Here is a 25,912-nt window from a genome sequence, read left to right as displayed (position 1 = left end):
CGGCGCGGCATGCTAGAGTGCGCCACGGTTCGAACGGGTCGCGGATCAGCCATGAGCTTGCCCCTTCTAAAGCCACGACGACTGACCGTCGACGAGTTTCGAGAGCTCGAGGCGAACGCTCCCGAAGACGAGCGCTGGGAGCTTCTCAACGGCGTCATCTACAGATCGATGGCGGGCGGGACCGTCCGGCACAACGACATCGTCCAGAACGTGTCGTCTCGTCTTCGCGGCGAACTGCGCCGCATCGGCTCACCGTGCCGCACCTCGACGGAGAACGTCCGGCTCGACATCCCCGCGATCGGAGCCTCCACGCTTCCCGACGTCTTCGTCAATTGCGGGCCCCGGCCGGGCGCGGCGCGGACGCTCGACGACGCGACCGCGGTCGTCGAAGTCCTCTCGCCCTCGACCAGCGCACGCGATCGCGGGGAGAAGCTCGACGCCTACATGACGCTGCCCGGTCTACGGACGATCGCGCTGATCGAGCAGGATCGGATGCACGTCGCGACCTACACGCGGACGGACGACGGTTTCCTGCGACAGGATCTCACGTCGCCCACCGACCGCGTGGCGTTCGACGGGCTCGACGTGTCCATGACGCTCGCGGAAATCTACGAGGACGTGGCCTTCGACGCGGCCTGACCCGCGGGATGGTCCATCGGCGCATGTCGCCCCTGCGCGAAGCCTGCGGCGCTCGGCGCGCGCATGCGGTATACCGTCCGCGTGATGCGGTCCCTCCCCCCGATTTCCACCTGGCGCCCGCCGGTCCAATGGGCCGCGACGCTTGCGTTGTCGGCCGCGATCGTGGTGGCGCTCGAAGTCCTGGGGCTGCCGGCCGCGCTGCTGCTCGGCCCGATGGTGGCCGGCATCGCCATCGCCGGGCTCGGCGGCGCGCTCAGCGTGCCGCGCAGCCCGTTCCATCTGGCGCAGGCGCTCGTCGGGCTGATGATCGCCCGCAGCATCCCCGCGAGCTTCCTCACCGAAATCGCCAAGGACTGGCCGATCTTCATCGGCGGCATCGTCTCGACCACCATCGCGAGCAACGCGCTCGGCTATCTGCTCGCGCGGCGTCAGGTGCTGCCAGGCACGACCGCGATCTGGGGCTCCTCCCCCGGCGCAGCCTCCGCGATGACCTTCCTAGCCGAGGCCTACGGCGCGGACGTCCGGCTAGTCGCCGTCATGCAGTACCTGCGGGTCGTCCTCGTCGCCGTCTCGGCCTCCATCGTCGCGCTGATCTGGGTGTCGCCGGACCGCGGCGCGGCGAGCGTCGACTGGTTTCCGCCGGTGGACTGGCCGAGCCTCGTCGCCACCCTCGCGCTGGCCGCGGCGGGCGCCTGGGCCGGCCGGCGCTCCCGCCTGCCGGCGGGGCAACTGCTTCTGCCGCTCGCGCTCGGGGTGCTGCTGCACGATTTCGGGCTTCTAAAGATCGAGCTTCCGCCGTGGCTGCTGGCCGCGAGCTACGCTCTCGTCGGCTGGAGCATCGGCCTGCGCTTCACCCGGCCGATCATCCTGCACGCGGCGCGGGCGCTGCCGATCCTCGCGGTCTCGGTGCTGACGCTGATCGCGCTCTGCGGCGGCTTCGCCGCGGCGCTGGTGCATTTCGCAGGCCTCGACCCGCTGACGGCCTTCCTCGCCACCAGCCCCGGCGGCGCCGACTCGGTCGCGATCATCGCCGCGTCGAGCGACGTCGACCTTCAGTTCGTCATGACCATGCAGACCGCGCGGCTGGTGATCGTGCTGCTCACCGGCCCGAGCGTGGCCCGGTTCATCGCCCGGCGGATCGAACGCCGGCGAGCGGCCGAGACGCCCCCTAGCCCTTGAGGCGCGCGATCATCGCCTGCGCGGCCGCCGGATTGCGCACCTTCGCGCCCGAGATGAAGAAAGAGAACACCTCGCGCGGCGTCTTCGGCGCCGGCGCGCGTCCAAGCGCCGGCAGATCCTTCGGCGTCTCGCCCCTGGCGTAGGCCGCGAGCCGCTTCGCCCAGGCGTCGAGCTCGTCCTCGGCATAGCCGGTCTCGACCTCCTCTTGCGCACGCTCCAGCCGCAGGTAGACGAAGTCGGCGGTCGGATCGGCGATCATCGGGTGGTCGGAGTCGTCGAGGATCACCTGCGCGACGTTCGCGTCCCGCAGCATCTCTACGAACCGCGGGTCGGCGAAGCTCTCGTGCCGCGCCTCGATGACGTGGCGCAGCGCCACGCCCTTGTGCTTCGCCGGCAGCAGCTTGAGGAAGCCCGCGAGATCGTCCGGATCGAACCGCTTGGTCGCCGCGAGCTGCCACAGGATCGGGCCGAGCTTGACCCCAAGCTCCGTCACGCCGCTGTCGAGGAAGCGCGTCACCGACCCGCCGCCTTCGCTGAGCACCTTACGGTTGGTCGCGAAACGCGGGCCCTTCACCGAGAACAGGAAGTCGTCCGGCGTCTCCGAGGCCCACTTGCGAAAGCTCTCCGGCTTCTGGGAGCCGTAAAACGTCGCGTTGATCTCGATCGCGGTGAGACGCTCGGCGGCGTAGGCCAGCTCGCGCTTCTGCGTCAGGTCATCGGGATAGAAAGTGCCGCGCCACGGCTCGAAGGTCCAGCCGCCGATCCCGACCCGGATCGCCCCGGCCGCCATCACGCGGCCTTCGCGAGCCCTGCGAACAGCGCGAGGCCGTCCGTGCCGCCGACCGCGGCGTCGATCAGGTTCTCGGGATGCGGCATCATGCCGAGCACGTTGAGGTTTTCGGAGTAGATCCCGGCGATGTCGTTGATCGAGCCGTTGGCGTTGGCGAGCCCGCCGACGGTCCCGCTCGCGTCGCAGTAGCGGAACGCCACGCGGCCCTCGCCTTCGAGCCGCTCGATCGTCTCGGGGTCGGCGAAGTAGTTGCCCTCGCCATGGGCGCAGGCGACCTCGATCACCTGGCCGGGCTGGTAGCCGGTGGTGAAGCGGGTGTCGACGCGCTCGACCTTGAGATGCTGCGTCTTGCAGATGAAGCGCAGGTTTTTGTTGCGGGTGAGGATGCCCGGCAGCAGGCCGCTCTCGACCAGGATCTGGAAGCCGTTGCAGATGCCGAGCACCAGCCCGCCGCGTGCGGCGTGGGCGCGCACCGCGTCCATGATCGGCGCCCGCGCGGCGATCGCGCCGCAGCGCAGATAGTCGCCGTAGGAGAAGCCGCCGGGCAGCACGACGAGGTCCGTGCCGGCGGGCAGTTCGGTGTCGGCGTGCCAGACCATGGCGGGCGCCGAGCCCGTCCCGGCCCGCAACGCCGCCGCGACGTCGCGCTCGCGATTGGACCCGGGAAAGACGATGACGGCGGCGTTCATGGCTCTCGGTCCTCGAAGCGTTACTGCTCGATCTTCAGCGAGGCGAGCAGGGCCTCGATCTTGGGCTGGTGGGTCGCCCAGCTGTCGGACGGCGTCACGCAGTTGAAGGCCACGTCGTAGCCTTTCGCGGCGACGAGGAACAGCCCGAAGCGCAGCTTGCCGGGCTCCCCTTCCGCCTTCAACTCCGCCCAGTGGCCGGCGTTCGGCCCGAAGCGCTTCGGCGCGAAGGGCGCGACGTAGGAGGCTGCGAAGTCCTTGGGGGCGCTGGCGATGACGCCCTCGCCGAACTTCGTCGCGGTCTCGTCGGCCAGAGCGACGCCGGGGCGCGCCTGTTCGTCCGCGCGGGTCTGGATGGTGCAGAACACGCGCTCGCCGCCGCAGGCCTTGTCGGTGCAGCGCACGCCGATCTGCCGCACGGTCTGGAACTTGGTCCAGTTGGCGCCGTCCGGCAGAAGCGAAAACACGCCGTTCGGGCCTCGGATGTCCGGAATGGCCGCGGGCTTCGGCACCCCTTGCGCGAAAGCGGCCCCGGCCGCGATCACCAAGGCGGCGGCGCTGAGCGCAGCCATGGGAAGACGGGTCGTCATAGTCGGGATCACCCCGCGATGTCGTAGCGATAGCTCTCGATGACGGTGTTCGCGAGCAGCTTCTCGCACATGGCCTTGAGGGTCGCTTCCGCCTCGGCGCGGTCTTCGGTGGCGAGCTCGACGTCGAACAGCTTGCCCTGGCGGACGCTTTCGACTCCGGGCACGCCGAGGGAGCCGAGCGCTCCCTCGATCGCCTTGCCCTGCGGATCGAGGACGCCGGTCTTGAGGGTGACGGTGACGCGCGCCTTCATGATCGGAATCCTCTCGAGCGACGGTGGCTACAGGGTGGCGTCGAGCGCCTTGTTGATCTTCGCGGCGCTGTCGTCCCGCAGCTTAAGAGCCGCGCTCTCGCCCTTCGTCAACACCTGAACCGCCATCAGCCGCTCGGACTTGGCGTCGAAGATGGTGGACATCACCGCCGAAGACCCGTCCGGGCAGCCGCCGGCGCTGTCGATCTGCACGCGGGCGTCGTTGATTTTCTTGATGTCGTAGCTCTTGAAGGCGCAGCCCGTCGCCTTCATCGATTCCTCGTTGCCGTATTTGAAGGCGGTCAGCGCGCCCTGGGGATCGGCGACGACTTTTTTCAGATACTCGCCGCTCGGCTTCGCCGCGCTGATCCCCAGCACGCCGCGGCCGCCGCAGCTGTCCTTGTCGCAGACGTAGGTCACGCTCTCGCCGGTCGCGTTCTGCTTGGTCCAGCCGGCGCCGACCTCGCCGAGGGTCTTCTCGATGTCGAGTTGGGGCGCGTCGTCCGCCGTGGTCGCGGCGGGAACGGCGGCGGGCGGCGCCGCGGTCTGTGCGGCGGCCGGGAAGACCGCGAGGCAACCCGCGGCGACGATCAAGGCCCTGATGTTTATGGGCATATTATTATCCTCCCTTCCGAAACGACGACGCCCCGCTCGGGTGGGAGCGGGGCGTCGGCAGTCTTATGAACCGTGAGGCTGGGGCGCGCTATGCGTCCTTCGACGTCACCAGCACCGGGCCGCGGCCGTTCGGGACCTCCGACTCAGGCAGGATGCCGAGCCGGCGCGCGACCTCGGAATAGGCCTCCACAAGGCCGCCCATGTCGCGGCGGAAGCGGTCCTTGTCGAGCTTGTCGTTCGACTTGATGTCCCAGAGGCGGCACGAGTCCGGGGAGATCTCGTCGGCGACGACGATGCGGACCGTGTCGTTCTCCCAGAGCCGGCCGGTCTCCATCTTGAAGTCGACGAGGCGGATGCCGACGCCGAGGAACAGGCCGGACAGGAAGTCGTTGACGCGGATCGCCAGCGCCATGATGTCGTCGATCTCCTGCGGGCTCGCCCAGCCAAAGGCCGTGACATGCTCCTCGGAGACCATCGGGTCGTTCAGGGCGTCGTTCTTGTAATAGAACTCGATGATCGAACGGGGCAGCTGGGTGCCCTCCTCGATGCCGAGCTTGGTCGCGAGCGAGCCTGCGGCGACGTTGCGCACCACGACCTCGAGCGGGATGATCTCGACTTCGCGGATCAGCTGCTCGCGCATGTTCAGCCGACGGATGAAATGCGTCGGCACCCCGATGTCGTTGAGGTGCTGGAAGACGAACTCCGAGATCCGGTTGTTCAGGACGCCCTTGCCGTCAATCACCTCGTGCTTCTTGGCGTTGAAGGCGGTGGCGTCGTCCTTGAAATGCTGGATCAGCGTGCCGGGCTCAGGTCCTTCATAGAGGACTTTCGCCTTGCCTTCATAGATGCGGCGACGGCGGTTCATCGGCGTATACCGTGGCTTGAGGAAATCCATAACACCTGCCGGTTTGTCGTGTCTGACCGGATGGTCGTCGGTCCGGCGGCGCGCAAGAATCGGTCGCCTCCGGTGGAACGGAGACGCCATGCGCGCGGCCGGACCGTAGCCGATCAGGCCGTCCAGCACAACGAGGGCGACCGCGAAGGCCGCCGCCACATTCCAGCCATGCGACTTCGGAAACCGTAAGGCGTCAGCGCGTCACAGCGCGGACGCCGCGCCGCCCGCATGATCCCAAGGACGTTCCGCAATGACGCGCACAGCTAGAGCCCTCGCCATCCTTCTCGCCGCCTCAGGCTCCGCCCAGGCGGCGGACATCTGTCCGGGCGTCACGCTCCAGGACGGCCCGCAGCCGCCCGCGTGATGGTCGCCGTCGGCCGTCAGATCAGCGGCGGGGCGTTGCCGATCGACAGGACGCTGACCGCGGACCGTGGCATATCTACCACGTGCGGCCGAAGACGGCGGACCCGCTGTACCTGTTCTTCCACGGCGATCCCGCGAAGACGAGCCGCATCTACCTGTCGCCCGGCCTCGGCCGCCCGACGAGTACGCCGACATCAAGATGGAGGTGGAACAGAACGCGACCGGCATCCCGCCGGCCCTCGCCGCCTGTTTCGCGAAGCTCGTGACCGGCGCGCAGTGACCAGAGCCGTCTTTTGCAGGGCGTTCGGTGACGCAACGGCCGGCTATGCGGACGCGCTCATGTCGGTCCTTCAAACTTTGATGACGCGGGCTCCGACAATCGGCATCGGGGCCCGCGTCGACGGTCAACGCATCAGAAGGACAAGCGAGCGGGCGGCGATCTCCAGCGGTTCGCCATCGCTCTCCAGAGCCCGCTCCTCGACCTCGTCCGGCGTCTCGGTGTCGATCACGACCCGCCACGGCGCGCCGCTTTCGGCCGCCGGCAGCGCGAATGGGACAACGCCGTCATGGCTGTTGAAGATCAGGATCGCCTGCTCTTCGTCGGTCGTGAGCTGCAGGCCGATGCAGTCGGCCCCGGCGTCGCCCCACTGCTCCTCGGTCTGCTCGCCGCCGCCGGGGTTGAGCCAAGTGACGCCCATTCCGTCGCGGAAGCTCGCGCGCCGCAGGATCGCATGCTCTGCGCGCAGCTTCACCAGCCGCCTGGTGAAAGCCAGGAGCTTCTGGTTGTTCTCGTTGAGGTCCCAGTGGACCCACGAGATTTCGCTGTCCTGGCAGTAGCCGTTGTTGTTGCCGCCCTGGGTGCGGCCGAACTCGTCGCCCGCGAGGATCATCGGCGTGCCGTGGCTGAACAGCAGCGTCGCCAGGAAGTTGCGCTTCTGGCGCTCGCGGACGGCGACGATGCCCTCGTCGTCAGTTTCGCCCTCGACGCCGTAGTTGTAGCTGCGGTTGTCGCCGTGGCCGTCCTTGCCGTCTTCGCCGTTCGCCTCGTTGTGCTTCTCGTTGTAGGTCACCGTGTCGTGCAGGGTGAAGCCGTCATGGGCGGTGACGAAGTTCACGCCGGCCCACGGGCGGCGGCCCTGGCGGTCGTAAATGTCGCCCGAGCCGGTGACGCGCGCGGCGAAGTCGCCGAGATGGCCGGCGCCCTGCTTCCAGTAGTCCCGCACGTTGTCGCGGTACTTGTCGTTCCATTCGGCCCAGCCGGGAGGGAAGCCGCCAACCTGATAGCCGCCCGGTCCGATGTCCCAGGGCTCGCCGACCAGCTTCACTTGCCGAAGAACAGGGTCCTGCCCGATCGCGTCGAAGAAGCCGGAGCGGGCGTCGAAGCCGTAGGTCTCGCGGCCGAGGATGGTGCCGAGGTCGAATCGGAAACCGTCGACATGCATCTCCTCCACCCAGTACCGCAGACTGTCCATCACCATCTGCAGCACGCGCGGATGGCTGAGATTGACGGTGTTACCGGTGCCGGTGTCGTTGATGTAGTAGCGATGACTGTCCGGCATCGTCCGGTAGTAGCTGAGGTTGTCGATGCCCTTGAACGACAGCGTCGGCCCGAGCTCGTTGCCTTCCGCGGTGTGGTTGTAGACCACGTCGAGGATCACCTCGAGGCCGGCGTTGTGGAACGCCCGCACCATGTTCTTGAAGCTCGCGAGCCGCGCCCGGCCGGACTTGTTCTCGCCGCCGGCGTAGCGGCCCATCGGCGCGAAGAACCCGATGGTGTTGTAGCCCCAGAAGTTTTTCAGACCCTTCGACTCGAGGTGCTGGTCGTCGAGGAAGGCGTGGACCGGCAGCAGTTCGACCGACGTGACGCCCAGCGACTTAATGTGGGCGATGACCTCTTTCTGGCTCAGCCCGTCGAAGGTGCCGCGGATCTCCTCCGCCACGTCCGGATGCAACATCGTGTAGCCGCGGACGTGAGTCTCGTAGAACACGGTCTTGTCCCACGGCACGTTCGGCCTGACGTCGCCGGTCCAGTCGAAGGCGGTGTCGGCGACTTCGCACTTCGGCATGAACGGCGCGCTGTCGCGCTCGTCGAAGGACAGGTCCTTGTCCTCGGCGTTCATGTCATAGGCGAAGTGCGCATCGTTCCACGCGATCGAGCCGACGAGGCTCTTGGCGTAGGGGTCGAGCACCAGCTTGTTCGGGTTGAAGCGGTGGCCTTCCTCGGGCTTGAAGGGTCCGTGGACGCGGTAGCCGTAGATCTGCCCGGGCGCGATCCCCGGGAGATAGCCGTGCCAGATCTCGTCCGTGTACTCGGGGAGGGTGACGCGCTCGATTTCGTTCTGGTTCTCGTCGAAAAGGCACAGTTCCACGCGCTCGGCGTAGGCCGAGAAGATCGCAAAGTTCGTTCCCTGGCCGTCGAAGGTCGCGCCGAGCGGTTGCGGCCGTCCGGCCTCGGCCCGACGGTCGGTCTTAATATCGCCCATGGAAGATGTCGCCTCGCCTCAAGCGGGCCGAAGCGGCCCGCGATCCCGTCACCGCATCACAACGAACGCATCCGCGCGTCGTTCCGAGCAATCGCGCGCTAACTTGCACGAAGGCTGCGGAGCGCGAGGCTCTCAGCCCTTCGATTTTTTCGACGACTTGCCCCCGGCGGACCCTTCAGTAACCTTTGCAACCTTCGCCGCGTCGGCGGCGCGCTTGCCGTTGGAAGATTTGCCGCCGCCCGCTTTGGCCTCTTTCGGTTCGGCCGCCGGGGCGGTGTTCTTGGCGGACTTGTTTCCTGTCTTCGGAGGCGTGCCGGCGGCCGCCGCTACAGCCTTCGCTTTGGGAGCTTTACTCCCTTTCGCCTTGGCGTCCGCGCCCGCTGCGTCATCGGGCGACGGCGGCGAGCCCTGCTCTGCGGCATAGCGTCTTTCGGCCTCGCTCCAGTGGCGCGCTCCCGCGCCTTCCGGGCGGCCGTCCTCTTCCCAGATCTGGTAGGCGAGATCGCGCACCCGCCGCTCTCGATCGCTCATCTCTCGGCTCCTTTCACGTCAGGCAAGGGGTTGTCGGACTGAACCGCTGACCGATCTGTGGGGTTCCGCACGACCTCCCGCTGGACGTCGCGTCCCACGCCGATTCGATCGCCGTAGCCTTCAATTTAAGGGAGACCGCCGCATGACCCTCGCCTCAATCGACGCCATCGAGGGCGTGAAACGCCCACGCATTGCGATCGAGGCGGTGACGCCGACGGTGGATGGGGGGCGGTTTCCGGTAAAGACGATCGTCGGACGCGATCTGGTGGTCGAGGCCGACATCTTCGCGGACGGCCACGAGGTGCTGAAGGCCGACGTTCTCTGGCGCCCGCTGGGCGGGGAGTGGCGGCGCAGCCCGATGGCCTACGTCATCAACGATCGCTGGCGCGGGACGCTCACGCCCGACGCGATCGGGCGCCATGAGTTCGTTGTCGAGGCGTGGTGGGACGACTTCGGCACCTTCCGGCGCGATCTGACCAAGAAGCGCGAAGCCAGTTTGGACGTGCGGCTGGAGACCGACGAGGGTCTGCTCCTGCTCGAGGACATCGCAGCCCAGGCCCCCGCCGAGACAGCCCGAACCCTTTCTGACTTTATCCTGTCCACCCGCGCCGCCGACGTCCCGACGCGTGTGGTCGAGCTGCTCTCGCCGGAAGCGCACGCTGCGGCCGTCGCCGCCGACCCACGGGCCTTCGCCTCGCGCTCCGACATCTTCGGCGTCGAGGTCGAACGGGTGCAGGCCGAGTTCGCAAGCTGGTACGAACTGTTTCCGCGCTCCGAGAGCGGCGATCCGACGAGGCACGGCACCTTCCGCGACGTCGTCAAGCGGCTGCCGATGATCCGGGACATGGGCTTCGACGTGCTCTATTTCCCGCCGATCCACCCGATCGGAACGAGCAACCGCAAGGGCCCAAACAACACCCTGACCCCCGGTCCGACCGACGTCGGCTCGCCCTATGCAATCGGCGCGCGCGAGGGCGGCCACGACGCGCTGCATCCTGAACTCGGCTCGATCGAGGATTTCCGCGCGCTGGTGCAGGCGGCGAAGGAGCACGGGCTTGAGATCGCGCTCGACTTCGCGATCCAGTGCTCCCCGGACCACCCGTGGCTGAAGGAGCACCCCGGCTGGTTCAAGTGGCGCCCGGACGGCTCCATGAAATACGCGGAGAACCCGCCGAAGAAGTACCAGGACATCGTCAACGTCGACTTCTACGGACCGGACGCCGTGCCTGGCCTGTGGATCGCGCTGCGCGACGTGGTGCTGTTCTGGGCGTCCGAGGGCGTCAAGACCTTCCGCGTCGACAACCCGCACACCAAGCCGTTCCCGTTCTGGGAGTGGATGATCGCCGAGGTGAAGGCGATGCATCCCGACGCGATCTTCCTCTCGGAAGCCTTCACCCGCCCGAAGGTGATGTACCGCCTCGCGAAGGTCGGCTACTCGCAATCCTACACGTACTTCACCTGGCGGAACACCAAGCATGAGATGGCGGAGTACTTGACGGAGCTGACGACGACGGCGCCGAAGGACTTCTTCCGCCCGCATTTCTTCGTCAACACGCCGGACATCAACCCCTACTTCCTGCAGACGTCGGGCCGTCCCGGCTTCCTGATCCGGGCGGCGCTCGCGACCACGCTGTCGGGTCTCTGGGGCATGTACAACGGCTTCGAGATCTGCGAGAGCGCGCCCCTGCCCGGCAAGGAAGAGTATCTCGACAGCGAGAAGTACGAGATCCGCATCCGCAACTGGAACCAGCCCGGCAACATCATCTCCGAGATCACTCGGCTGAACCGCATCCGCAAGCAGAACCCGGCGCTGCAGACCCATCTCGGCGTGACGTTCTACAACTGCTTCGACGACCAGATCCTGCTCTACGGCAAGTCGCGGCCGAAGGCGGACGGCGCGGGCCTCGAGGACATGATCCTCACCTTCGTCAGCCTCGATCCCCACGCGGAGAAGCACGCGGCCTACGAGATCCCGCTTTGGGAGTTCGGCCTGCCCGACGACGGAACGGTTGCGGTCGAGGACCTGATGCGCGGAAACCGCTTCACCCTGACCGGCAAGTCGCAGTGGATCTATGTGAACCCGGCGGAGATGCCGTTTCACGTCTGGCGCCTCACGAACCTACCTGGAGCATCGGCATGAACGCGCCTGTGGCACACGCCGAACTAACGCAGCCCAGCGGAACCGTGGTGTCGCGCGAGGGCGTCGACCCGTTGTGGTACAAGGACGCGATCATCTACCAGGTGCACGTGAAGTCGTTCTTCGACTCGAACGACGACGGCATCGGTGATTTCCCGGGCCTGATCTCGAAGCTCGACTACATCGCGGGCCTCGGCGTCAGCGTGATCTGGCTGCTGCCGTTCTACCCCAGCCCTCGGCTCGACGACGGCTACGACATCTCCGAGTACAAGGGCGTCTCGCCGGACTACGGCACGCTCGCCGACGTGAAGCGCTTCATCGCCGAAGCGCACCGGCGCGGCCTCAAGGTGATCTCCGAGCTCGTCATCAACCACACCTCGGACCAGCACCCCTGGTTCCAGCGGGCGCGGGCGGCGAAGAAGGGCTCGGCGCACCGCAACTTCTACGTCTGGTCGGACAACGACACGCTCTACTCCGGAACGCGCATCATCTTCCTCGACACCGAGCGCTCGAACTGGACATGGGACCCGGTCGCCGGCCAGTACTTCTGGCACCGGTTCTACAGCCACCAGCCCGACCTGAACTTCGAAAACCCCGCGGTGTTGAAGGCCGTGTTCGGGGTGATGAAGTTCTGGCTCGACCTCGGCATCGACGGCCTGCGACTCGACGCCGTGCCCTACCTGATCGAGCGCGACGGCACGTCGAACGAGAACTTGCCCGAGACCCACGACATCCTGAAGAAGATCAGGGCCGAGCTCGACCGCACCTATCCCGACCGGTTCCTGATCGCCGAGGCCAACATGTGGCCCGAGGACACCAAAGACTATTTCGGCGACGGCGACGAATGCCACATGGCGTTCCATTTCCCGCTGATGCCGCGGATGTACATGGCGATCGCGCGGGAGGACCGCTTCCCGATTACCGACATCATGCGGCAGACGCCGGCGATCCCCGACAACTGCCAGTGGGCGATCTTCCTTCGGAACCACGACGAGCTGACGCTCGAAATGGTGACCGACAAGGAGCGTGACTACCTCTGGAACACCTACGCGTCCGACAAGCGCGCCCGCATCAACCTCGGCATCCGGCGCCGTCTCGCCCCGCTGATGGAGCGCGACCGGCGGCGCATCGAGCTGATGAACGCGCTGCTGCTGTCGATGCCCGGCACGCCGGTGATCTACTACGGCGACGAGATCGGCATGGGCGACAACATCCACCTCGGCGACCGCGACGGCGTGCGCACGCCGATGCAGTGGTCGATCGACCGGAACGGCGGCTTCTCGCGCGCCGATCCTGCGTCGCTGGTGCTGCCGCCGGTGATGGACCCGCTCTACGGCTACTACGCCGTCAACGTCGAGGCGCAGGCGCGCGACCCGCACTCGCTGCTGAACTGGACGCGCCGGATGCTGGCCACGCGGCGGCGGCACGCCGCCTTCGGGCGCGGGACGATCCGGTTCCTGTTCCCGCAGAACCGCCGCATCCTGGCCTACCTGCGCGAGCACGACGGCGAGGCCATCCTGTGCGTCGCCAACATGGGCCGCAGCCCCCAGGCGGTCGAACTCGAGCTCTCGGAGTTCGAAGGTCGCGTGCCGGTCGAACTGACGGCCGGCTCGGTGTTCCCGCCGATCGGCCAGCTCACCTATCTGCTCACGCTGCCGCCCTACGGGTTCTACTCATTCGTGCTGACGACCGCGCAGGCGGCGCCCGCCTGGCACAGCCCGGCCCCGGAGCCCCTGCCGGACTATGAGACGCTGGTGCTGCGCGCCGGCGTCGACGACGCCATGCAGACCGAGGCGCGCAAGACGCTCGAGACGGCGGTGCTGCCGACCTACCTCTCCAAGCGCCGCTGGTTCTCAGGGAAAGACCAGAAGCAGATCCTGCCGCGCATCAAGTCGCTGACGCGGCTGTCGGCGCGCGGCCAGGACATCGGCCTGGTCGAGGTCGAGGTCACCGGCGGCGCGGAGCCGACCCGCTGGTTGCTGCCGCTCGCGGTCGTCTCCGAAGACGAGACGTTGTCGGCGCTCCCCGGCCGCCTCGCCCTCGCCCGCGTCCGCAAGGGCCGCGACGTCCACCTCTTGACCGACGCCTTTGCAATCCCGAGCTTCGCCTTCGCGATCGCCAACGCCCTGCGGGACGAACGCGTCATCGACGGCGCGAGCGGACAGATCCGGTTCGAGCCGACCGCCGGCGTCGAGATCCCCACGCTGCCGGACGACGCCGAGATCCTGTGGCTGTCCGCCGAGCAGTCGAACTCGTCGCTGATCGCCGGCGACCTGATGATGATCAAGCTGCTGCGCAAGATCGCGGCGGGGCGGCATCCGGAAGCGGAGATGGGCCGCTACCTCACCGAGCAGGGCTACGCCAACGCGGCGCCCTTCCTCGGCGAGATGGTGCGGGTCGACGCGGATGGGCGACGCGCCACGCTCGCGATCATCCAAGGCTTCATCCGCAACCAGGGCGACGCCTGGACCTGGACGCTCGACCACCTCACCCGCGCGCTCGACGAGTTCGGGGCGACGGGCGGCGGCGAGATGGCGGACGACCATCGCTTCGCGGAGTTCACCGCCTTCGCCGCGACGCTCGGCAAGCGCCTCGGCGAGCTGCATGCGACGCTGGCGCGCCCGAGCGACGATCCGGACTTCGCCCCGCAGCCCGCCGCCACCAAGGACGTCGAAAGCTGGAAGGCCCGGGCGCTGTCGCTGCTCGACGGCGCGATCCACGCCCTGCAGGCCAAGCCGACCTGGGAGACCGAGGCGCTCGGCAAGCGGGCGGAGTCGGTCGTCCGCCGCAAGGAGGCTCTCGCCGCCGCGATCGGCCGGCTGGCCGACGAGGGCGTGGGGTCAACCGTCAGCCGCATCCACGGCGATCTGCATCTCGGCCAGATCCTGGTCGCGGGCGACGACATCGTCTTCATCGACTTCGAAGGCGAGCCGGCGCGGCCGCTGGAAGAGCGTCGGGGCAAGGCGAGCCCGCTCCGCGACGTGGCCGGCGTGCTGCGCTCGTTCGACTACGCCGCGGCGATGGTCGGCCGCAACGAGCAGGCCTCGGCTCATGTCGCCGGCCCGCGCCGCGAGGCCTTCATCGAGCGCTTCCGCGCGGACGCCGGAGAAGGCTTCCTCGCGGCCTATCGCACCACGATCGAGGCGGCCGGCGGCGGCGTCTCCGAGCCGCTGCTCGACATGTTCCTGATCGAGAAGGCGGCCTACGAAATCGCCTACGAGGCGGCCAACCGGCCGGCCTGGATCGACGTGCCGCTGGGGGGCCTCCACGCCCTCGCCGCCCGGCTGGCGCCTGACGACGGAGCCTCCGCATGACGGTGACCACCACCTCGCTCGACCGCGGCGCGCGCGACGCCCTCGCCCAGGGCCGCCACGGCGATCCGTTCGCCGTGCTCGGCCGCCATGACGACGGCGACGGACCCTACGTCCGCGCCATCCTGCCGGGCGCGCTCAAGGTCGGGGTCGTCGACCGCGCAAGCGGCGCGTTGGTCGGCGAACTCGCGGACGTCGGCGACGGCGTCTGGGAGGGCCGCGTGCGCGGCGTCGATCCTTATCTCCTGCGGATCACTTGGCCCGGCGCGGTTCAGGAGATCGAAGACCCCTACACCTTCGGCTTGCTGCTCGGCGACCTCGACCTCCACCTCATCGCCGAGGCGCGCCACTTCCAGCTGGCGTCGGCGCTGGGCGCCAACGCGATGACCGTCGACGGCGTCGCGGGCGTCCGCTTCGCGGTCTGGGCCCCGAACGCGCGCTCGGTCGCCGTCATCGGCGACTTCAACGCCTGGGACTCGCGCCGCAACCCGATGCGGCTGCGCCAACCGGCCGGCGTCTGGGAGCTGTTCGTGCCGCGCGTCGGCCCCGGCGAGCGCTACAAGTTCGCGATCCATGGACCGGACGGCGCGCGCCTGCCCGACAAGGCCGATCCGGTCGCGCGCGCTTATGAGATGTCGCCGGCGACTGGCTCCGTGGTGGCCTCGCCCGAGCCCTACGTCTGGACCGACGCCGACTGGATCGAGCGCCGCACGAAGGCGCAGGAGCCGGACCAGCCGCTGTCGTTCTACGAAGCGCACCTTGGTTCCTGGATGAAGGCGGACGGGCGCGAAGTCGATTGGGCCTTCGCGACCGAAAAGCTGATCCCCTACGCCGTCGACATGGGATTCACCCACATCGAGCTGCTGCCGATCACCGAACATCCCTTCGGCGGCTCGTGGGGCTACCAGCCGCTCGGCCTGTTCGCGCCGACCGCGCGGTACGGCGCTCCGGAAGACTTCGCGCGCTTCGTCGACGCGGCCCACGCCGCGGGCGTCGGTGTGGTGCTGGATTGGGTTCCCGCCCATTTCCCGACAGACGCCCACGGCCTTGGCCGGTTCGATGGCACCGCGCTCTACGAGCACGCCGACCCGCGCGAGGGGTTCCACATCGACTGGAACACCGCGATCTACAACTTCGGCCGGCGCGAGGTTCAGGGCTTCCTGATCGCCAGCGCGCTGCATTGGCTGGAGACCTTCCATGTCGACGGGCTGCGCGTCGACGCCGTCGCCTCGATGCTCTACCGCGACTACAGCCGCAAGGCCGGGGAGTGGGTGCCGAACCAGTACGGCGGCCGCGAGAACCTGGAGGCGGTCGGGTTCATCCAGCACCTGAACGCGGTGGTGCGCGAGCGCGCGCCGGGCGCGATCATGATCGCCGAGGAGTCCACCGCCTGGCCCGGCGTGACGCGGCCGACGACGGAGGGAGGCCTCGGCTTCCACTACAAGTGGAACATGGGCTGGATGCACGACACGCTCCATTACATGGAGCAGGATCCGATCTACCGTCAGCACAACCACGACGGCATAACCTTCGGCCTGGTCTACGCGTTCTCGGAAAAGTTTGTCCTGCCGCTCAGCCACGACGAGGTCGTGCATGGCAAGGGCTCGCTGATCCAGAAGATGCCGGGCGACCTCTGGCAGAAGTTCGCCAACCTGCGCGCGCTCTACGGCATGATGTGGAGCCACCCCGGCAAGAAGCTGGTGTTCATGGGCGCTGACACCGCGCAATGGCGGGAGTGGAACCATGACGATCAGGTCGACTGGCCGGCGCTGGATGATCCGAACCACGCCGGCATCCAGCGGCTGATGCGCGACCTCAACCATCTGTACCGCGCCAATCCCGCGCTTCACCGCCGCGACGCCGATCCCGCTGGCTTTCGTTGGGTCGTCGGCGACGACAGCGCGAACTCGGTTTTCGCCTTCCTGCGCGTCGGCGACGAAGGCGACGCGCCCATCCTCGTGGTGGCGAACCTGACGCCCGTGCCGCGGCACGGATATCGGATCGGCGTTCCGAAAGCCGAAACGTGGAGCGAGATCATGAACACGGACGCGGGGATCTACGGCGGTTCAAACGTCGGCAACGGCGGCGGACTTCCAACGACGGACGTCGAAAGTCATGGGGAACGACAGGCGCTGGACCTGACGTTGCCGCCGCTCGGCGTCGTCTTCCTGCGCGCGGAATGACGGCGGCGTCGCGATCGACGCGTTACGGCGCCGCCCTCTGCGGCGCCGCGCTCATGGCGGCGTCGGACGTCTCGTCTCCGGCGTCCGCCGCCTGGAGCTACCGGGAGAACGCCGCCGCAGGGTCCGCGCTGGCGTTCTCCGTCGACGCGGCGACGAACGAGGCCCTTGGGCTTTCCTGCTCCGGCGGCCAGCTCAAGGCGGTCGTCTCGCCAGCGGCGCGCGGCGCGAAGGGTCTCGTTCGCGTGCGCTACGAGATCGACGGCGCGACCTTCTCCGAGGCGTGGACAGCAGACGGCGCCCGCCTGGTCGCCGCCGGAGACGAGGCGCGCGTCGTCCTCGATCGCATCGTCGCCGCGAAGGGAGCGATCTGGGTTCAGATCGGCGATACTGCGCAAAGGTCGTTACACTCCGCCGACGGCCTCGCAGCCCTCGTCGCGCGCATGCCGAGCGCCTGCGCGCGGGGACGCTAGACGCGCGACACTCGCCGACCACGCCGTTTCGGGACGAACCATTGCATCACGCTCGACACCATGCAGGCCCGCCCCCCACACCCGCCTGCGGACGCTTCACTGCGGCGGCGCGCCCATGAGCCAGACGCTCGAACCTGGCTCGCCCTACCCGCTCGGCGCGACGTGGGACGGGCTCGGCGTGAACTTCGCGGTGTTCTCCGCCAACGCCGACCAGATCGACCTATGCCTGTTCGACCCGTCCGGGCGCCGGGAGATCGGCCGCCTGCCGTTGCCCGAGAAGACGGACGAGGTCTTCCACGGCTATCTGCCGGAGGCGCGCGCCGGGCTGCTCTACGGCTTCCGCGCCCACGGCGTCTATGAGCCGCAGCACGGTCACCGCTTCAATCCGAACAAGCTGCTGCTCGACCCCTACGCCAAGCAGGTCGCCGGCGAGGTGCGCTGGTCCGACGCGCTCTATGGCTACCGGCTGCACAGCCCGCGCGGCGACCTCTCCTACGACCGGCGCGACAGCGCGCCCGGAATGCCGAAGGGGGTCGTGGTCGACGACGCCTTCAACTGGGGCGACGACCGGCCGCCGAACACGCCGTGGCAGGAGACGGTGATCTACGAGGCGCACGTGCGGGGCCTCACGATGCAGCGCGACGACATCCGGCCGCACGAGCGCGGCACCTTCGCGGCGCTCGCGAGCCCGCAGATGATCGAGCACTACAAGAGGCTCGGGATCACCGCGGTCGAGCTGCTGCCGATCCACGCCTTCGCGCAGGACCGCAGGCTGATCGAGCTCGGCCTGCGCAACTACTGGGGCTACAACACGCTGGCCTTCTTCGCGCCCGAGCAGCGCTACCTCTCGGACGGTTCGCTGAACGAGATCAAGGTCGCGGTCCGCCGCCTGCACGCCGCCGGCCTCGAGGTCTTCCTCGACGTCGTCTACAACCACACCGCCGAGGGCAGCGAGGAAGGGCCGACGCTGTCGTGCCGCGGCCTCGACAACGCCAGCTATTACCGCCACGTCCGCGACGACTGGCGGCTCTGCGTCAACGACACCGGCACCGGCAACACCGTGAACCTCAGCCACCCGCGGGTGCTGCAGATGGTGATGGACAGCCTGCGCTACTGGGTCGAGGCCTACCATATCGACGGCTTCCGCTTCGACCTCGGCGTCTCGCTGGGGCGCGAGGAGCACGGCTTCGATCCCGGCTCCGGCTTCTTCGACGCGATCCGCCAGGATCCGGTGCTGCAGCGGGTCAAGCTGATCTCCGAGCCGTGGGACATCGGCCCCGGCGGCTACCAGCTCGGCCATCACCCGCCGGGCTTCGCGGAGTGGAACGACAAGTACCGCGACAGCATGCGACGGCTGTGGCGCGGCGACCCCGGCCAGCGCCCCGAAGTCGCCGCGCGGCTCGCGGGCTCCAGCGACCTGTTCGACCGTCGCTCGCGCAAGCCCTGGGCCTCCGTAAACTTCGTCGCGAGCCACGACGGCTACACCCTCGCCGACGCCGCCGCCTACGTGCAGAAGCACAATCACGCCAACGGCGAGGACAACCGGGACGGCCACGGCGAGAACTATTCGTCGAACTGGGGGGTCGAGGGTCCGACCGACGACCCTGACATCCTCGAGACCCGGGCGCGCGTCGTTCGGGGGCTGCTCGCCAGCGTCTTCTTCGCCCATGGCACCCCGATGCTCCTGGCCGGCGACGAGTTCGGCCGGACGCAGGGCGGCAACAACAACGCCTACGCCCAGGACAACAGCGTCTCCTGGGTCGACTGGCGGCTGGCGGAAAGCGACGAAGGCCGGGCGCTGACCGCCTTCGTGGGGCGCCTCGCGCGCCTGCGGGCGGAGCACTCGATCCTGCGGTGCAAGCACTTCCTCCACGGCCGCGAAGAGCCCGCGCCGGGCGTGCTCGACATCGCCTGGTTCGACGAGGCCGGCGAGGCGATCAGCTCCGACGCCTGGAACAACCCCGATGAACGGACGTTATCGCTGCGACGCGCCGCCCGGCGGGAGGACGGCGCCGTTCCCATCCTGACCTTGATGCTCAATCCGACGTCCGACGACCGCTCGTTCAAGCTGCCGCCTCCGGCGCTGCCGACGACCCTGCTGGTCGACACCGCCGCCCCCGAGGCGCCGGAGCGGACGCTCGAGGATGATGTCGTCATCGTCGCAGCCCGCAGCGCCGTCCTCGTGATGGCGGTGCGCCCAGCCCCAACGCGCCCTTCCGGGCGTCACGCGAACGGAACCAAACGGTGAGCGACGCCTTCGGCCTAGATCTGACCTTCGGCGCGGCATACGGCGAGGCAGGGACGACGTTCCGGTTCTGGGCGCCCGCCCATCAGGAGGTGCGGCTCGAGGTCCGCGACGGCGAAACGATCGCGATGGAGCGCGCCGCCGACGGCTGGTTCGCGGCGACGCTGCCGGTTCCCGCCGGTGCCCGCTACCGGTTCCAGCTTCCCGACGGCCTTACCGTGTCCGACCCCGCCTCCCGGTTCCAGGACGGCGACATCCACGGCTGGAGCGTCGTGGTCGATCCCAGGGCCTATCGCTGGCGGACGGCCGGATGGATGGGCCGGCCCTGGCACGAGGCCGTGGTCTACGAGCTGCACGTCGGCGCCTTCGGCGGCTTCAAGGGCGTGGCGGAGGCGCTGCCGCGGCTGGCGCAGCTCGGGATCACCGCCGTCCAGCTGATGCCGATCAACGACGTTCCGGGCGCTCGCAACTGGGGCTACGACGGCGTGCTGCCCTACGCTCCCGACGAGGCCTTCGGGACCCCCGAGAATCTCAAGGCGCTCATCGACCGGGCGCACGAGCTCGGCCTGATGATGATGCTGGACGTGGTCTACAACCACTTCGGTCCGGACGGGAACTACATCGGCTCCTACGCGCCGACCTTCTTCCGCAAGGACCTGCACACGCCCTGGGGCGGCGCGATCGACTTCCGGCTGCCGGAGGTGCGCGCGTTCTTCACCCAGAACGCGCTGTACTGGCTGATGGAGTACCGGTTCGACGGCCTGCGCTTCGACGCGGTGCACGCGATCTCCGAGAGCGACTGGATCGACGAGATGGCGGCGACGGTCCACGCCGCCGTCGAGCCTGGACGCCACGTCCACCTCGTCCTGGAAAACGAGCACAACGAGCAGAGCCACCTCGCGGGCGACGTCGACGCGCAGTGGAACGACGACTTCCACCACGTCATCCACGTGCTGCTCACCGGCGAGCGCGAGGGCTATTATGAGGACTACGCCGAGGACACCGCGGGCAAGCTCGCCCGCACGCTGTCGGAAGGCTTCGTCTACCAGGGCGAGCCGTCGCCCCATCTCGACGGCAAGCGGCGCGGGACCCCGAGCGGCCATCTGGCCACGACCTCCTTCGTGAGTTTCCTCCAGAACCACGACCAGATCGGCAACCGCGCCTTCGGCGACCGGCTGTCCACGCTCGCGCCGGCGAAGGGCGTCGAGGCGGCGACGGCGGCCCTGCTGCTGATCCCGCACGTGCCCATGATCTTCATGGGCGAGGAGGTCGCGAGCGAGACGCCGTTCCTGTTCTTTACCGATCACCAGGGCGATCTGGCCGACGCGGTGCGCGAAGGCCGCCGCAAGGAGTTCGCGAAGTTCGCCGCCTTCGCGGGCGCCGAGGTGCCGGACCCGAACGCGCCGAAGACCTTCGAGGACTCGATCCCCAAGCCGCATCCCGAGCGGGCCGAGGCGCGCTCGGCGCTGTTCAAGACGCTCCTGCGGCTGCGGGCCGCCGAGATCGCGCCGCGCATTCCCGGTACGCGCTCCGAGGGCGCCGAGGCGGTCGGCCCGAAGGCCGCCGTCGCGCGCTGGACGCTCGGCGACGGCGCGAAGCTGACGCTCGCGCTCAATCTCGATGACAAGTCAGTGAAGATCGCCGGACTGGCCGGCCCGCTGCTGTTCGAAAGCGACCTCGGCGCGTCGGATTCCGCCCGCGCCGGCGAACTGCCCGCCTTCACGACCATCGCCCTGCTGGAGACCGCAGCGTGAGCGCTGACGACCACGTTCGCGACCTCGCCGGACGGGCGGGCTTTTCGGTCGAGTGGACCGACCAGTCCGGCAAGGCCCAGACGGTGCGGCCGGACACGCTGCGACGGCTGTTGAAGACGATCGGCCTGCCGGCCGAGTCCGAGGGCGACATCCGCTCTTCGACCGAGACGCTCGACGCCCATGCGCGCGCGCCGTCGGACTTCGTGACCGCGCGGCTCGGCGAGCCTTTCACGGTCGACGCCCGGCCGATGAGCCAGGCGCTCCTCGTCCGCGAAGACGGCGAGAGCTTCGACGTGACGCTCGGGGTGGGCGACGACGGCCGCGCCCAGATGCGGCCGATCCTCGAGCCCGGCTACCACCGGCTCGAGGTCGGCGACCGCGTGATCACCGTCGCCGTCGCGCCGCGGCGAGGCGTCAGCATCGTCGACGTCGCGGGCGCCCGCCGGATGTGGGGCCTCGCGGCCCAGGTCTACGGCCTCACGCGCTCGGGCGACGGCGGCGTCGGCGACATGGGCGGCGTCGCGGCGCTTGCTCTGGCCGCCGCGCACTCTGGCGCCGACGCCGTGGCGCTTTCGCCGCTCCACGCCGGCTTCTCCGCCGACCCCCACCATTTCGGACCCTACTCGCCCTCGAGCCGCCTGTTCCTGAACCCGCTGCACGCCGACCCCGATTTCCTGTTCGGCGAGGACCGCGTGCGGGAGGCGATCAGGGTCTCCGACGCCGAGGACGCGCGAGCCGAGGCGGAGCGTGCCGCCCTCATCGACTGGCCTGCCGCCGCGCGCGCCAAGCTCTCCAGCCTGCGGACGCTGTACGACAGCTTCCGGGCCGTCGAGCTGCAGGAGGCCTCGCCGGGCCGCCTCGCCGCCGACTTCGCGGCCTTCCGCGCGGACGGAGGGGCGCTGCTGGAGGAGCACGCGCGGTTCGAGACGCTGCACGGCGCCCGCTTCGGGGCCGACCACCGGCAATGGAGCTGGCGCAGCTGGCCGGAGGCGCTGAGGGATCCGAACAGCGCCGAAGTCGCGGCCTTCGCCGCGGAGCACGCCGACGTGGTCGGCTTCCACCTCTTCCTGCAGTGGCTCGCGGACCGCTCCTTCGGCGCGGCGCAGAAGCTCGCGCGCGACGCCGGCATGGCGATCGGCCTGATCTCGGACCTCGCCGTCGGCATGGACGCCGGCGGCAGCCACGCCTGGAGCCGGCAGGAGGACGTGCTGGTCGGCCTCTCCGTCGGCTCGCCGCCGGACCTGTTCAACCCGAACGGTCAGGCCTGGGGCCTCGCGACCTTCTCGCCGATGGCGCTCAAGGCCCGCGCCTACGCGCCGTTCCTGGCGACGCTGCGCGCCTGCATGAAGAACGCCGGCGGCGTCCGCATCGACCACGCGATGGGCCTCGCGCGGCTCTGGATGGTGCCCGAGGGCGCGAGCGCCAAGGAAGGCGCCTACCTCTCCTATCCCGTCGACGACATGCTGCGGCTGATCGCGCTGGAGTCTCTGCGCAACAACGCTGTCGTCGTGGGCGAGGACCTCGGCACCGTGCCGGACGGCTTCCGCGAGCGGCTGGCCGACGCTGGCGTGGCGGGCATGCGCGTGCTCCAGTTCGAGAAGGACGAGGCGCACTTCTTCCCGCCGTACTATTATCCCGCCGACGCGCTTGCGATGACGACCACCCACGACCTCCCGACCATGGCCGGCTGGTGGACGGGCGCGGACATCGCGCTGCGCGCCGCAATCGCGGGCCAGCAGTCCGGGGAGACGGCCGAGAACGACCTCGGCTCGCGCGCGCAGGACCGGATCGATCTCTGGCGCGCCTTCACCGAGGCCGGCGCGGCGGACGGCGAGCCTCCCGCGCCGGAACGCCCCGCGCTCGCGGTCGACGCCGCCGTGCGCTTCCTGAGCGAAACGCCGTCGAAGCTCGTGCTTCTGCCGCTCGAGGATGCGCTGGGCGTCACCGATCAGCCGAACCTACCGGGCACGCTCGACGAACATCCGAACTGGCGTCGACGCCTTCCGGCGCCCGCCTCAGACCTGCTGAACGACGAAGCCGCCCTCGGGCGGCTCCGCAGCCTCAACCGGAGACGCCACACGTGACCGACCCGCAGACGCCCGCCGCCCCGCCCCGCGCGACGATGCGCCTGCAATTCCACAAAGACTTTCCGTTCGAGAGGGCGATCCCGCTCGCGCCCTATCTCCGCAAGCTCGGGATCAGTCATCTCTACTCCTCGCCGATCCTCACCGCCCGCGCGGGCTCGATGCACGGCTACGACGTCGTCGACCCGACGACGGTCAACCCCGAGCTCGGCGGCGAGGACGGACTGCGCGCGCTGGTCGGCGCGCTGCGCGCCGAAGGCCTTGGGCTGATCGTCGACATCGTTCCCAACCACATGGCGGTCGGCAAGGACGACAACGCCTGGTGGCTCGACGTGCTGACCTACGGCCGCGGCAGCCGCTTCGCGCATTTCTTCGACATCGACTGGGAGCCGGCGGACCCGGCGTTGCACGGCAAGATCCTGCTGCCGACGCTTGGCTCGACCTACGGCGAGACGCTCCGCAACGGCGACCTGCAGATCACCCGCGAAGGCAAGCGCGGCGGGCTGGTGGTGCGTTACGCCGATCACATGTTCCCGCTCCGGCCCGAGGACCGCTACGAGATCGAGGCGGCCGGGCTCGAGGCCTACGATCCCTCGACCGAGGAGGGTCTGGCGCGCTTCCACGCGCTGCTCGAGAAGCAGAACTGGCGGCTCGCGCACTGGATGGTGGCGGGCGACGAGATCAACTGGCGGCGGTTTTTCGACGTCAACGAACTTGCGGGCCTGCGCATCGCCGACCCCGCGGTGTTCGACGCCACGCACGAGCTGCTGCTGAACCTCTACGCCGAGGGCTTGATCGACGGCTTTCGCGTCGATCACATCGACGGGCTGATGGACCCCGGCGGCTACGCCCGCCGGCTTCGCGAGCATCTCGACGACGCCCAGAGCAGCCGTCCCGGCGCGCTCGCGGGGCAGAAGGCCTATCTCGTCGTCGAGAAGATCCTCGGTCCGGGCGAGGAGCTGCCCAAGGACTGGGGCGTGGACGGGGCCAGCGGCTACGACTTCATGGACGAGGTCAGCCTGTTGCTCCACGACGCGAGCGGCGATGAAAAACTCTCCGCCTTCTGGGCCGAGATCAGCGGGCGGCCGGCCGACTTCCACGCGGAGGAGGAGATCGCGCGGCGCGAGATCTTGGACCGCTCCTTCTCGTCCCAGCTCGATCAGGCGACGGACGCGCTGCACCGCGTGGCGCGGCTTGATTTCGACACCCGCGACACCGCGCGGGCGGCGATCCGGCGTGGGCTGGTGGAGCTGCTGGCGCATTTCCCGGCCTACCGCACCTACGCCAACGCCACGGAGGGGCGGACCGAAGCCGACAAGCCGATCTTCGCGCGCGCCATGGAGAAGGCGCGGCAGTCGATCCTGCCGGCGGACCTGCCGGTGCTCGAGCTTCTCGACGGGTGGCTCGGCGGCAAGCCGGCGGTCGAGGAGCAGCCGCTCCTCCGCGACAAGGCCATCCGTCGCTTCCAGCAGCTGTCGGCGCCCGTGGCTGCGAAGGCGGTCGAGGACACCGCGTTCTACCGCCATGGCAAGCTGCTCTCGCGCACCGACGTCGGCTTCGACGTCGCGACCTTCGCGATCGACGTCCCGACCTTCCACGAAAAGGCGGCGACGCGGGCCCGCACCTTCCCGAACGCGATGCTCACCGGCGCGACCCACGACCACAAGCGCGGCGAGGACGTGCGCGCGCGGCTCGCGGTGCTGAGCGAGATCCCCGACGAGTGGATCGCCGCCGTGACGCGCTGGCGCGAGGCCGCCGCGCCCCTGCGCACGGAGACCGCGCCCTCGGCCGGGGACGAGCAGATCCTCTACCAGACGCTCGTCGGGGCTTGGCCGCACGATCTCGACCCCGGCGACGCCGACGGCTGCCGAACCTTCGCGAACCGCGTCGCCGGCTGGCAGGAGAAGGCGCTGCGCGAAGCGAAGCTCGCGACCGACTGGACGACGCCGAACGACGCCTACGAGACCGCGGCGCGCGATCTGCTGATGGGGATTCTCACCGGCCCGGACGCCGGGCTGCGCTCCGACATCGCGGCCTTTGCGGACCGGATCGGCCCGGCGGGCGCGGCGAACGGGCTCGTCCAGACCCTGCTCAAGCTGACCACGCCTGGCGTGCCCGACACCTATCAGGGCACGGAATTCTGGGACCTAACGCTGGTCGATCCGGACAACCGGCGCCCCGTCGACTACGCCGCCCGCGGAACTGCGCTCGCCAGGGCGGAGACCGCGGAAGCCGCAGCCGGCCATTGGCGGGACGGCGCGACCAAGCAGGCGGTGATCGCCGCGGTGCTCGGCGAACGCGCGCGTCGTCCCGAGCTGTTCTCGAAGGGCGCCTACGAACCGTTGGTGGTCGAAGGCCCGCTGGCCGCCGACGTGGTCGCCTTCGCCCGACGGCTTGGGGACGAGTTGGTGATCGTGGTCGCGCTGCGTCGCACGGCGCGACTGCTCGGCTCCGGACCCGAGTTCGGCCTCGCGGCGCAAGATGTCGCAGGCACACGCGTGGCCTTGCCGTCACACCTCGCGACGATCGACATGATCGATCGACTGTCGGGGCGCGGCGTCAACCGCTCGCCGGCGATCGAACTCTCTGATTTTCTTAGACTTCCCGTCGCTTTCCTGGCGCCGGCGGCAAGCGAACGCTAGTCTTTGGGATCGATTTCATTCTCCCAGCTTCGTGCTTCAATCGTTGACCGGCGCAGCAAGACGCCGA

17 protein-coding genes and 1 pseudogene are annotated in these 25,912 nt (G+C 69.0%); 10 read left to right on the top strand and 8 right to left on the bottom strand.

What is annotated here, in order from left to right:
* Positions 1 to 51 precede the first annotated feature (51 nt).
* Positions 52 to 639: a Uma2 family endonuclease gene (locus tag K244_RS0100910; RefSeq protein WP_020184355.1), complete on the top strand. Its 588-nt coding sequence runs from the start codon at positions 52 to 54 to the stop codon at positions 637 to 639.
* 84 nt (positions 640 to 723) lie between these two features.
* Positions 724 to 1,818: an AbrB family transcriptional regulator gene (locus K244_RS0100905; protein WP_051460052.1), complete on the top strand. Its 1,095-nt coding sequence runs from the start codon at positions 724 to 726 to the stop codon at positions 1,816 to 1,818.
* Here the strand turns inward: K244_RS0100905 and K244_RS0100900 are convergent.
* From K244_RS0100900 to K244_RS22460, 8 genes are all read right to left on the bottom strand, one after another.
* Complete coding sequence (locus tag K244_RS0100900) at positions 1,808 to 2,608, bottom strand: DUF72 domain-containing protein (protein WP_020184353.1); 801 nt, start codon at positions 2,606 to 2,608, stop codon at positions 1,808 to 1,810. The genes K244_RS0100905 and K244_RS0100900 overlap by 11 nt on opposite strands.
* Positions 2,608 to 3,297 (bottom strand): phosphoribosylformylglycinamidine synthase subunit PurQ, encoded by a 690-nt coding sequence (purQ, locus tag K244_RS0100895; protein WP_020184352.1) that lies wholly within the window; start codon positions 3,295 to 3,297, stop codon positions 2,608 to 2,610. The genes K244_RS0100900 and purQ overlap by 1 nt, the downstream gene beginning before the upstream one ends.
* A gap of 20 nt (positions 3,298 to 3,317) precedes the next feature.
* The gene (locus K244_RS0100890) at positions 3,318 to 3,866 is read right to left on the bottom strand and encodes a hypothetical protein (protein WP_020184351.1); all 549 of its coding nucleotides are present in this window, start codon (positions 3,864 to 3,866) and stop codon (positions 3,318 to 3,320) included.
* A 26-nt stretch (positions 3,867 to 3,892) separates the two neighbouring features.
* Entirely contained in the window at positions 3,893 to 4,135 is a 243-nt protein-coding gene (purS, locus tag K244_RS0100885) for a phosphoribosylformylglycinamidine synthase subunit PurS (RefSeq protein ID WP_020184350.1), read from the bottom strand.
* A gap of 27 nt (positions 4,136 to 4,162) precedes the next feature.
* Entirely contained in the window at positions 4,163 to 4,747 is a 585-nt protein-coding gene (locus tag K244_RS0100880; RefSeq protein ID WP_020184349.1) for a hypothetical protein, read from the bottom strand.
* Between the two features lie 88 nt (positions 4,748 to 4,835).
* Positions 4,836 to 5,642 (bottom strand): phosphoribosylaminoimidazolesuccinocarboxamide synthase, encoded by an 807-nt coding sequence (gene purC / locus K244_RS0100875; protein WP_020184348.1) that lies wholly within the window; start codon positions 5,640 to 5,642, stop codon positions 4,836 to 4,838.
* Positions 5,643 to 6,409: 767 nt separating this feature from the next.
* On the bottom strand, positions 6,410 to 8,488 hold the full coding sequence (glgX, locus tag K244_RS0100860; protein ID WP_020184346.1) for a glycogen debranching protein GlgX: 2,079 nt from the start codon (positions 8,486 to 8,488) through the stop codon (positions 6,410 to 6,412).
* Positions 8,489 to 8,620: 132 nt separating this feature from the next.
* The gene (locus tag K244_RS22460) at positions 8,621 to 9,019 is read right to left on the bottom strand and encodes a DUF2934 domain-containing protein (RefSeq protein ID WP_024816236.1); all 399 of its coding nucleotides are present in this window, start codon (positions 9,017 to 9,019) and stop codon (positions 8,621 to 8,623) included.
* Positions 9,020 to 9,203: 184 nt separating this feature from the next.
* Here K244_RS22460 and K244_RS0100850 point away from each other — a divergent pair.
* The 8 genes and pseudogenes from K244_RS0100850 to treY form a co-directional block, all read left to right on the top strand.
* A pseudogene (locus tag K244_RS0100850) lies at positions 9,204 to 11,159 on the top strand (alpha-1,4-glucan--maltose-1-phosphate maltosyltransferase); the annotation flags it as partial.
* Complete coding sequence (gene treS, locus K244_RS0100845) at positions 11,156 to 14,470, top strand: maltose alpha-D-glucosyltransferase (RefSeq protein WP_081761393.1); 3,315 nt, start codon at positions 11,156 to 11,158, stop codon at positions 14,468 to 14,470. The pseudogene K244_RS0100850 and the gene treS, both read left to right, overlap by 4 nt.
* Positions 14,467 to 16,650, top strand: coding sequence for a 1,4-alpha-glucan branching protein GlgB (gene glgB, locus K244_RS0100840; protein ID WP_020184342.1), 2,184 nt, complete (start codon positions 14,467 to 14,469; stop codon positions 16,648 to 16,650). The genes treS and glgB overlap by 4 nt, the downstream gene beginning before the upstream one ends.
* Before the next feature lie 53 nt (positions 16,651 to 16,703).
* Positions 16,704 to 17,120, top strand: coding sequence for a hypothetical protein (locus K244_RS0100835; RefSeq protein WP_155931480.1), 417 nt, complete (start codon positions 16,704 to 16,706; stop codon positions 17,118 to 17,120).
* Positions 17,121 to 17,235: 115 nt separating this feature from the next.
* Positions 17,236 to 19,368 (top strand): glycogen debranching protein GlgX, encoded by a 2,133-nt coding sequence (gene glgX / locus K244_RS0100830; RefSeq protein WP_020184340.1) that lies wholly within the window; start codon positions 17,236 to 17,238, stop codon positions 19,366 to 19,368.
* A complete protein-coding gene (gene treZ / locus K244_RS0100825; protein ID WP_020184339.1) occupies positions 19,365 to 21,119 on the top strand; it encodes a malto-oligosyltrehalose trehalohydrolase in 1,755 nt (584 codons plus the stop codon). Before glgX (K244_RS0100830) ends, treZ begins: the two co-directional genes overlap by 4 nt.
* Positions 21,116 to 23,203 (top strand): 4-alpha-glucanotransferase, encoded by a 2,088-nt coding sequence (gene malQ, locus K244_RS0100820; protein WP_020184338.1) that lies wholly within the window; start codon positions 21,116 to 21,118, stop codon positions 23,201 to 23,203. Before treZ ends, malQ begins: the two co-directional genes overlap by 4 nt.
* Complete coding sequence (gene treY, locus K244_RS0100815; RefSeq protein WP_020184337.1) at positions 23,200 to 25,845, top strand: malto-oligosyltrehalose synthase; 2,646 nt, start codon at positions 23,200 to 23,202, stop codon at positions 25,843 to 25,845. Before malQ ends, treY begins: the two co-directional genes overlap by 4 nt.
* Positions 25,846 to 25,912 lie beyond the last annotated feature (67 nt).

The sequence above is a fragment of the Methylopila sp. 73B genome (assembly GCF_000526315.1).
In the GTDB taxonomy this organism is placed as follows: domain Bacteria; phylum Pseudomonadota; class Alphaproteobacteria; order Rhizobiales; family Methylopilaceae; genus Methylopila.
This window is presented reverse-complemented; position numbering and strand designations above follow the sequence as displayed.